This window comes from Flavobacterium araucananum (assembly GCF_002222055.1).
Classification (GTDB): Bacteria; Bacteroidota; Bacteroidia; order Flavobacteriales; family Flavobacteriaceae; genus Flavobacterium; species Flavobacterium araucananum.
The window spans coordinates 1-10,570 of record NZ_MUGS01000089.1; the positions used below are offsets into that span (position 1 = coordinate 1).

Sequence of the window (10,570 nt, forward strand, 5' to 3'; positions counted from 1 at the left end):
TCGGGAGTGGCAAAAAAACAAACGAGATATTAATTTAAAAAACATAAAAATGAGCATAAAAAATTATCCTTTACAATTTGAACCAATCCTGAAAGACAGAATTTGGGGTGGCGAAAAATTACAAACAGTTCTTAATAAACCTATCACATCTGCGATTACCGGAGAAAGCTGGGAATTATCTACCGTAGAAGGTGATGTGAGTGTTGTAGCTAATGGCGAATTAAAAGGCAAGTTATTAACCGAATTAATTAAGGAGTCGCCAAATGAAATTTTAGGAACAAAAGTTTACGAACAATTTGGGAATCAATTCCCATTATTGTTTAAATATCTGGATGCTCGCGAAGATTTGTCGATACAAGTTCATCCTAACGATAAATTGGCAAAAGAACGTCATAGCTCTTTTGGTAAAACAGAGATGTGGTATGTTATGCAGGCAGATCAGGATGCAAGGATTATTGTAGGTTTTAAAGAAGATTCAAGCAAAGAAGAATATCTGGAAAATCTAAACAATAAAACATTAGTTTCTATTCTCGATGATGTAAAAGCCAAAGCAGGAGATGTTTTCTTTTTAGAAACCGGTACAGTTCACGCAATTGGTGCAGGATTGGTTGTTGCAGAGATTCAGCAAACATCAGATATCACCTATCGTTTGTATGATTTTGATCGCGTAGATGCTAACGGCAATAAAAGAGAACTACATGTAGATTTAGCCCTCGATGCTATTAATTACAATAAAGTAGATACTCATAAAAAGTACGAAACAACTCAAAATCAATCAAATGTTGTGGTTGATTGTCCTTATTTTACAACGAATTTTATTCCGCTTGACGGAACAATTGAAGTGAATAGAAACGGAGAATCTTTTACGGTTTATATGTGTATTGAAGGTTCTTTTGGAATTAGATATGAGAATGAAATTTATAAATATGAGAAAGGAGATACCGTTTTATTACCTGCAGATATAAGTGGTTATATAATAGATGGTTATGCATCTGTTTTAGAAGTGTTTATTTCTTAAGTTAAAGATTCAGATATCCTGCAAGTTTTTTTTTAAACCTTGTAGGTGTTTATAAATGAGGTAATTACAAAAGCAACCTGCAAGGTTTTGAAAACCTTGCAGGTATTAAAAAGAATATTTTGATGATGTTATTTAGTTGAATAAATTACAAAATACGAACTTTTCGATTCTGTTAAAAAAGCTAAATAAAGATTATTCATATTAAAAAAAAAGGTGCTGCTCAGGTTGTTGAAAAATGATTAATAGCCAAATTACCCGCAAATACTGATGATTATGTTTATAATTAACTCTAAAAAAATGATTTGTTTAAAAAAATAATTACAAAATCGTTTTAGTAACTATTTTTGCATATATTTGTGATATAATTAATAACAGCTTAATAAAAAATTAACTCATTAGATGAAAAAGATTACTATTAAGGATATTGCCACAGAGGCGCAAGTGTCTATATCTACTGTATCTTTTGTCATTAATAATAAAGGCGAGAAAATGGGAATCAGCCCGGCGGTAATTAAAAAAGTACAGCAAGTTGCTGAAAAACTTAATTATCGACCAAGCATGATTGCAACAAGTCTTAGAACAGGAAAAACCAGATCTATAGGTCTAATTGTCGAAGATATTTCCAATCAGTTCTTTGCAGATCTTGCCAGAGTTATAGAAGATGAAGCTAAAAGTATTGATTACAGAGTTTTTTATTGCAGTACAGGTGGCGACGATGAACGTTCTCAAGAGTTGATACAGAGTCTTTTGCAGGCAAATGTAGACGGCTTTATCATCACGCCAACAGAAAATTTAGAAGAAAGTATTGACCTTCTTTTAAAACTGAAAAAACCAGTTGTATTAATAGACAGATATTTTCCGGGACAACGAGTAAGTCATGTCGTAATGGATAATTATGAAGCATCAAACACAGCAACAAAATTTATAATCGAAAAAGGCTGTAAAAATGTTGCCATAGTCAATAATAAATCTGAAATGATTCAGATGAAATTAAGAGAAGATGGTTGCAGAGATGCCTTAAAAGAAGCAGGGATTTATAATAAATCACTCGTGTTACACATGGATTATTACAGCAATGAAGAAACCAGAATAGCAACAATAGTCAGTTTTTTTGAAGAAAATCCGGGTATTGACGCTGTATTGTTTCTAACCAATTATATGGGACTTGCAGGACTTCAGGCTTTTAAAGAAATGAAAATCAGGATTCCTGAAGATATTTCGGTAATAAGTTTTGATGACCATGACAGTTTTAAGTTGCACACACCGGCAATTACCGTTATTGCACAACCTATTGAAGATATTGCGGTAAAATCGATACAGTTATTGATGAGTCAGATGACAGATATGGGAAAATTTGAAGTAGAAAAAAGTCTTAAAAAAGCAAAGCTCATCGTTAGACAATCCGTTTAATTTTAGAGCAATATTTAGAATAAAAAAGAAAAGAAACCATGCGTTTTTTTTTACCTATTTTACTAAATCGTTTTAGTAAGTTTTAGATAAATTAAACTGAAAAATCAGTTATTTTTTTAATCCGTTTGCGATATCGATTTCTTAAAATTAAGAGAATGTATACATGACTATTAAACCATAGTATTAAAAGGTGGAGACCTTTGAGTGCCTATTAAAATTGAGTTCAAATTTTTTATTAATTTTTTAAAACAATCACATTTAAAACAAAACAAAATCAAAACAAATAACCAAAAAAAAATGCTTATGAAACGAATATTGGCAGTGTTAGGTATGGTATTGTTGAGCAGCTTGGGGGCTGTTGCACAAAACCGATTGATAACAGGCATAGTGGCTGATGCAGAGAACAAGGGAATTGTTGCTGCATCGATTGAAGTTCAGGGAAAACCATTTAGCGCAGTTACAGATGCTGAAGGTCGATTCAAGATGAATGTTCCTGAAGGAAAAGTTACTTTAAATGTAACTTCTATTGGTTTTGAATCAAAATTAGTAGTGCTTCAGGCAAATGAAAACAGAGTTTCGGTTGTATTGATCGAAAACACACAAGAATTAAAAGATGTTGTAGTCACTTCATTTGGAGTTAAGAAACAAAAGAAAAGTTTAGGATACGCCGTTGGAGAAATAAAAGGGGACGATCTAACGAAAAACAAAGAAATTAACTTAGGAAATGCCCTTCAGGGAAAAATTGCCGGAGTTAACGTTTCTGCGCCCGTTACCGGACCATCTGGTTCAAGTCGTGTTATTATTCGTGGAGCCACTTCGGCTTCAGGTCTTAACCAGCCTTTGTATGTTGTAGATGGTATCCCAATTGATAACAGTCAACAAGGAAATGCAGGAATGTACGGAGGAGCTGATAAAGGAGACGGTATGTCCTCTTTTAACCCGGATGATATCGCTTCGATGTCTGTACTAAAAGGTAGTGCCGCTTCTGCTCTTTATGGGTACAGAGGATCAAATGGTGTTATCTTGATTACGACTAAAAAAGGTAAAAACGGAACCGGAATTGGAGTAGATTTTAGTACAAATTCTACTTTTAATACACCTGTAAGCCTTTTGCACTGGCAAGATCAGTATGGAGCAGGAGAACCTGTAAATGGTGTGGCTACAAGATTTAGTAGTTTGCAGGATTTAAGAGAAAAATATGTATTAGCTTGGGGAGATAAATACGACGGAACACCTTCTCTTTCTCTTGATGGACAAACACGACCATACCAGTCATACGGAAAAAATAACGTTGAAAATTTTTACAGAACAGGATATTCTTTCAGTAATACGTTAGCAATTTCCGGTGGAAATGAAACTACCAATTTTAGGTTGTCTTTTGGAAATACAAAAGATGAATCGATCATGCCGGGAACAAACTTTGGAAGAAATAACGTGTCTTTGAGTTTAAACTCAGCTCCAAACAAAAAAGTAAGCATAGAGACCAATGCTCAATATGTTACAGAGAAAAGTCATAACAGACCTTATTTGAATGACTCTCCCAGAAATGCTTCTTATACGACTACTTTTTTAAACCCGGGATCAGATATTAGATGGCTCAATAATGGTTATGATGAAAATGGAGGCGAAGCTGATTATTTTGGTTCAAACACGTATCAGACAAACCCCTATTTTGCAACACAAGAAGATCTTAATGATGACCTTAGAAAGCGTTTTATTGGTTCTTCAAAAGTAAATTACAACATTACAGATAAAATTTACGCAAAAGGAGTAATTGGTATTGATGATATTAACTACGAATATACAGAGATTGAACCTACAGGAATTAACTATAATCCAGGAGGATCTTATGAAAACAGAGTAGAAAGCCGTTCAGAATATAATGCGTCCGGTTATTTAGGATACAAAGGCGACATTGCAAAAAATCTTTCATTAGATGCTTTCGTTGGAGCAAACCGTCAACACAACAGATACAGCGGTATTAAAATGAAAGGAAACAATTTTATCGTTCCTTTCAAATACTTCTACGGAAATACACAACCGGATAAAACAGAGAAATTGTTTTCAGAAAGCGAAGTAAACTCACTTTTCTATTCGGCAGATTTAGGATACAAAGATTTCTTATACGTAAGTTTAACAGGTCGTGAAGATTGGTTTTCTACTTTAGATCCATCAAACAACAGTACTTTTTATCCCTCTGTAAGTTCAAGTTTTATTTACTCTGAAGTAATCAGTTTACCAGAGTGGATGTCTTATGGTAAATTAAGAGCCGGTTGGGGTAACGTAGGAGGAGCTTTGCCAGAGGCTTATGCGTTGGCTTTGACTTATACAGCACCAGACGGACAAACAGATTCTCAAGGACAACCAATTTTGGGTGTTAATGGAGAAACAGTTCCAAATAAATTCTTGAAACCATATAATGTAAGTACTATCGAATTTGGTTTCGAAAATACATTCTTCAATAACAGAGTAAGTACAGATTTGACTTTTTATCAAAAGAGAACAACAAACGATATTGCTGATGCTGATATTTCGCAAGCTGCCGGTTACAGAACTACAAAAATCAACGTGGGAGAAATCCTGAACAAAGGGATTGAGTTTGCGATTAACGTAAAAGCAGTCAAAACACCAAACTTCTCCTGGAATATAGGATATAACTTTGCTTATAATAATAGTGAAGTAATCAGTTTATCAGATCAGATTACAACCAAATCATTAGAAGGAAACAGAGACGCAAGAGCATCTGTAGTGCTGGAAAAAGGACAACCTTTTGGAGTTATCAAAGCTTATGATTATTTAAGAGATGCACAAGGAAATATCGTTTTGGATACAAATGGTAAATTCCTGAGAGGAAACTTAATTATTGCCGGACAAGGTGTAGCGCCAACTTCAATGGGATTCTCAAATGATTTCTCTTATAAAAATTTCACACTTTCGATCTTTGTAGATGCTAAATTTGGAGGAGAAATCTATTCTGCAACAAACCAATTAGGAACTCGTTACGGATTATCAGAACAAACACTTCCGGGTCGTGAAGGAGGAGTGGCTGTAAGCGGAAAAGATATTAACGGAAATGCTGTAAACACAACACTTTCTGCATACGATTACTGGAGAAGTTATAGCGATGTAACCTCAAACTTTGTATACGATGCTGATTTTGTTAAGTTAAGAGCGATTTCTTTTAGCTATAATTTCCCAAAAACGTATCTTTCAAAAACACCATTTCAAGCAATTAGCTTAGCATTTTCTGCTCATAATTTATGGACAATTTATGACAAAGTGCCAAACATCGACCCAGAGTCAAACTATTCTAATAGTAATGCACAAGGTCTGGAAAGAGCCTCTATGCCGTTGACAAGAAATTATGGTATAACGCTTAATGTTAAATTTTAATATTAAAAATTGAAAGATGAAAAATAAATTTATAAAAATATTCGGTATCGCTATTGTTGGTGCAATGACATTATCATCCTGCGATAAAGGATTCGAGGATATGAATACGAATCCAAATGCTTTGACAGATCCAGCTGTAAAATCAATGTTTACCCTTGCTGAGATTTATGTCGACGGACAAGATTTTTCGAATACCAGAGGAAACAATTATTACGCAGCTCAAATCGTGCAACAATTTTCTTCGTTAGGAGGACCAGGTTCAAAATACACCTATTCGTCTGAATATTCAGGATCACTTTTTGGAGAATCATACGGTAAAGGATTGAATCAGATTTTTCAGTTAATGTCTGTTTTAAAAGATACGCCTGAAAATGCGAATATGATTCAGGCTTGCAGAATCATGAAAGTATTCATGTTTCAAAAATTGACAGATACTTATGGTGAAATCCCTTACCTGGAAGCAGGAAAAGGATATAACGGAAATGTTTTTGCCCCAAAATATGACACACAAGAAGTTATCTACAATGACCTTTTAAAAGAATTAGACGAAGCAGGTGATGCTTTAGATGCTAATAAAGCATTTGCTGGCAGCGCCGATTTATACTACCAAAGTGATGTAGCCAAATGGAAAAAATTGGCCAATTCGTTGATGTTAAGAGTAGCAATGCGTTTGTCTAAAGTAAATCCTGCAAAAGCAAAACAATATGTTGAAAAAGCAGTTACAAAAGGAGTTTTTGCTTCAAACGATGATAGTTTGGTTTTAAAACATGATGCAGGTCCACAAGGAGTTAAAACAAACCCAATAACATCATCTTGGGTTAGAAACGACCTGAATGGAGGAGACTCAAACGTAAAATTCAGTAAAACATTTATCGATTTATTGAAAAACAATAACGATCCTCGTTTAAGAATTTACGCAAAACTAGAAGCAACAGGAGATAACTCTCCGGCAAGCCAACAAGGTCTTGCAAATGATGCAATAGAATTTCCGGGCGGAGATAAAAAACTTTTCTCTGATCCTAATACATCAACAGTATTGCGTTTAGATGCGCCAACTTTAATCATGTCCTATGCTGAGGTACAATTTATACTAGCAGAAGCGGCTGTAAAAGGCTGGAATGTAGGCGGAAATGCACAAACTTTTTACGAAAACGGAGTAAAAGGAGCCATGCAGGTATTAACAATTTTTGGAGACAAAGTACCGGCAGTTTCAATCGCTGAGTACAACACTTATATTGCAGCGCATCCTTTTAAAATGGCTGGAACAGATGCTGAAAAAATCGAACAAATTATCACTCAAAAATGGATTGTATTGTTGTTCAACGGTTTCGAAGCATTCTCAGAGTACAGAAGAACAGGATACCCTGCAATAGTTCCTGTAAATAGTCCTGCGGGAGAAACAAAAGGAACAGTACCAAGAAGATTAATTTATGATCAGTCAGAGTTAATTACAAACGCTGCAAATTATAAAGAAGCAATAGCACGCCAGGGGTTGGATTTAATGACAACCAGAATTTGGTGGGACAAGCAATAGTTTAAATTTGGTTAGAGTTAGTTGAATTAAGCCGGGTAGGAATACCTGTACCTCCCGGCTTATTTTTATTTCTAGTAAGATTTTCATTAAATTAGAGGAGTTATATCAGAAACCCGTTCAAAAGTTTTGAAACCTTTTTTTTTGCAAAGACAAGTTGCTTCTGCTGAAAAAGATGGGATTATTATCCAAAGAACATAAAGTGAATGATAGATACTTTTTTAAGATTTAGAAGACCACAATCAGAAATCTAAAATTACNNTAAAATTACCAATCTAAAATAAAAAATTAAACTTGGCAGCCGTAAAAAGGGAAATGATTTCTGGATATTTTGTTAGTTACTTTTATTCTGATATAAAACCTAAAGAGAAGGATAATTGCTACAACCAATAATCCTTCTCAAACTGCCAACAATTAAATTGCCAATACATAATAAATTAGAATTCATTAAAATGGAGTATAAAAAAAGCTTTTATTGGTTTGTAGGTATTTGTCTTGCAAATTTGTCCTTAGCAGTAAATGCCCAAAATATAGATCTGAAAACGGGGTGGCAATATCGGGAAACAAAAACAGAAAAATGGAATCCCGCCACAGTTCCCGGAGAAATTCATACAGATTTGCTGAACAACAAAGTAATCCCGGACCCATTTTACAGAGACAATGAAAAAAAACTGGAATGGATCGAAAAGAAAGATTGGGAATATAAAACCACTTTTAAGGTAAGTCCGGAGCTCTTAAAAAAGAAAAATACAGAACTGGTTTTTGACGGACTAGATACCTATGCAACCGTTTACCTCAATAATCAATTGGTTTTAAAAGCCAATAATATGTTTCGTCAATGGCGTGTAGATGTCAAGAAACTAATTAAATCAGGAAATAATGATTTAATTATCGTTTTTAAATCGGCACAAAATGTCGTTGATTCGCTTGCCAAGAAAGATTTACCCTTTGTAATTCCGGACAATCCACGTGCTTATGTACGTAAAGCGCAATACCATTTTGGATGGGATTGGGGACCAAAATTTACTACTTGCGGAATCTGGAAAACACCAAGATTAGAAGCCTACGACGAGAAAGCTCCCGAAAAACCTTATGTTTTAGATCGCAAGATAGAATTGGTGCAACAACCCGATAATCTGGGTAAAACATTTTACTTTAGAATAGATGGAAAGCCGGTTTATATGAAAGGTGCCAATTATATTCCGTCAGATGCATTTTTATCCAGAGTAACCAAAAAAGAATACGAAAAAGTAATTGGTATGGTAAAAGATGCCAATATGAATATGCTTCGTGTTTGGGGCGGAGGAATTTATGAAGATGATTATTTCTATGATTTATGCGATAAAAACGGAATCTACGTCTGGCAGGATTTTATGTTTGCCGGAACAATGGTTCCCGGGGATGATGCTTTTTTCGATAATGTAAAAAAAGAAGTTCAGTATCAGGTAAAGCGTTTACGCCATCATAAAAGCATTGTTTTGTGGTGTGGTAATAATGAAATCGATGAAGCTTTTAAAGATTGGGGATGGCAAAAAAGCATGAAAATGCCAAAACAAGATTCAATTCGTTTATGGAAAGATTACGTTCGTTTGTTTCAGGACAGCATTCCAAAATGGGTAAAAGAAGTCGATAATAAACGCCCCTATATAAGTTCGTCGCCATTGTTTCATTGGTCGAGAAACGCCAGTATTACCGAAGGTGACAGCCATTATTGGGGAACCTGGTGGGGATTGGAAGATGTTGAAGCCGTACAAAATAAAACGGGACGTTTTGTGAGCGAATACGGAATGCAGGCAATGCCAAATTATTCGTCTATCGAAAAATTCACGAAAGCTGAAGACCGCTATTTATATTCGGACATATTGCAGGCACATCAAAAAGCCGGAAAAGGATTCCTGAAATTAGATTCGTATCTGAATCGTTATTTTATTGATTCGACCAAAATAAAGAAAATGAATGTCGAGGATTATACCTACCTCACACAATGTTTACAATATTATTCTCTTAAAAATATTATAGGAATCCACCGTTCAAAAGCACCTTATAATATGGGAACTTTGGTTTGGCAGCTTAACGATTGTTGGCCGGTAGCAAGTTGGAGCGTTACCGATTATTATGACCGTCAGCCAAAAGCGGCCTGGTATGCGATGAAAGAAGCCTATCGGGATGATAAAACTCCTGAAATAGATCTTACACGCCCCATAAATTTAAAATTGGAGGATCCAAAAATTACCTGGATAATAAAAGGAAACAAATTAACGCTGAAAGCCTTAAAAGAAGCAAAGTATGTCAATGTTTCTATAAAAGGATATACCGGAAAATGGAGCGATAATTACTTCAGTTTAAAAGAAGGAGAAGAAAAAACAATTACGTTTGAAGGAAAAATGACAAAACCGGAAGTTAGAGTTTATTCTCTATATGATGTTTTAAGGAGGTACTAAAAAAAAGGTACTAAGGTTCTGAGGTGCAAAGGGACAAAGGTNNGCGCACAGCAGTGCGTCTACTTTGCGACCTTTGCGGTTAAATTTTTATATTCAAAATTAAAAAATATCTGTGTAAATCAGTTTAACCCGTGTCATCCGTGGCTAAACACACAACTCAAATAAAAAACAATAAAATGATTACAAAATACAAACACATTGTTTTCTCTATAATTATGCTGGTTAATTTACCGGCAATTTCGCAGGAAAAGAAAGCAAAACAAACCAATTTAGATTACACACAATATGTAAATCCGTATATAGGTTCGGCCGGACACGGACACGTTTTTGTGGGGGCGAATGTTCCTTTTGGAGCCGTACAATTAGGTCCCGTAAATGTTTTTGAAGGCTGGGATTGGTGCAGCGGATACAACTATGCCAGTAACACAATTCTAGGATTCACGCACACGCATTTAAGCGGAACCGGAATTGGAGATTTAAACGATATTCTGTTGTTGCCCGTATCCGGAAAAGTACCACTTACCAAAGGAACCAAGGAAGATATGACAACCGGTTACGGTTCTTATTTCTCTCATAAAAATGAAGTAAGCAAAGCCGGATATTACAGCGTTTTATTAGATAAATACAAAATCAAAGCCGAGTTAACGGCCAGCGAGAGAGTAGGTTTTCATAAATACACGTTTAATGCCACTACAGATAATCACGTTTTACTAGATCTTGCAGACGGAATTGGCTGGGATAAACCGGTAAAAACTTTCATAAAAAAACTAAACGAAA

The 10,570-nt window shown here is 35.0% G+C and carries 5 protein-coding genes and 1 pseudogene; all 6 read left to right on the forward strand.

What is annotated here, in order from left to right; all coding sequences use genetic code 11:
- Nucleotides 1–49 precede the first annotated feature (49 nt).
- The gene (locus B0A64_RS24040) at nt 50–1,018 is read left to right on the forward strand and encodes a type I phosphomannose isomerase catalytic subunit (protein ID WP_089481997.1); all 969 of its coding nucleotides are present in this window, start codon (nt 50–52) and stop codon (nt 1,016–1,018) included.
- Nucleotides 1,019–1,417: 399 nt separating this feature from the next.
- A complete protein-coding gene (locus tag B0A64_RS24045) occupies nt 1,418–2,428 on the forward strand; it encodes a LacI family DNA-binding transcriptional regulator (protein ID WP_089481994.1) in 1,011 nt (336 codons plus the stop codon).
- Between the two features lie 303 nt (nt 2,429–2,731).
- Entirely contained in the window at nt 2,732–5,821 is a 3,090-nt protein-coding gene (locus B0A64_RS24050; protein WP_244285483.1) for a SusC/RagA family TonB-linked outer membrane protein, read from the forward strand.
- Between the two features lie 16 nt (nt 5,822–5,837).
- Nucleotides 5,838–7,355 carry a SusD/RagB family nutrient-binding outer membrane lipoprotein gene (locus B0A64_RS24055; protein ID WP_089481995.1) on the forward strand — a complete coding sequence of 506 codons (1,518 nt, stop codon included), beginning with the start codon at nt 5,838–5,840 and terminating at the stop codon, nt 7,353–7,355.
- 449 nt (nt 7,356–7,804) lie between these two features.
- Nucleotides 7,805–9,793, forward strand: a complete 1,989-nt coding sequence (locus B0A64_RS24060; protein WP_089481996.1) for a beta-mannosidase — start codon at nt 7,805–7,807, stop codon at nt 9,791–9,793.
- A 176-nt stretch (nt 9,794–9,969) separates the two neighbouring features.
- A pseudogene (locus tag B0A64_RS24065) lies at nt 9,970–10,570 on the forward strand (glycoside hydrolase family 92 protein); the annotation flags it as partial.

Bases quoted from the DNA above. Each gene is read 5' to 3' on its own strand.
- B0A64_RS24040 (WP_089481997.1), top strand. From the start codon at position 50: ATGAGCATAAAAAATTATCCTTTACAATTTGAACCAATCCTGAAAGAC.
- B0A64_RS24050 (WP_244285483.1), top strand. From the start codon at position 2,732: ATGAAACGAATATTGGCAGTGTTAGGTATGGTATTGTTGAGCAGCTTG.
- B0A64_RS24060 (WP_089481996.1), top strand. From the start codon at position 7,805: ATGGAGTATAAAAAAAGCTTTTATTGGTTTGTAGGTATTTGTCTTGCA.
- B0A64_RS24045 (WP_089481994.1), top strand. From the start codon at position 1,418: ATGAAAAAGATTACTATTAAGGATATTGCCACAGAGGCGCAAGTGTCT.
- B0A64_RS24055 (WP_089481995.1), top strand. From the start codon at position 5,838: ATGAAAAATAAATTTATAAAAATATTCGGTATCGCTATTGTTGGTGCA.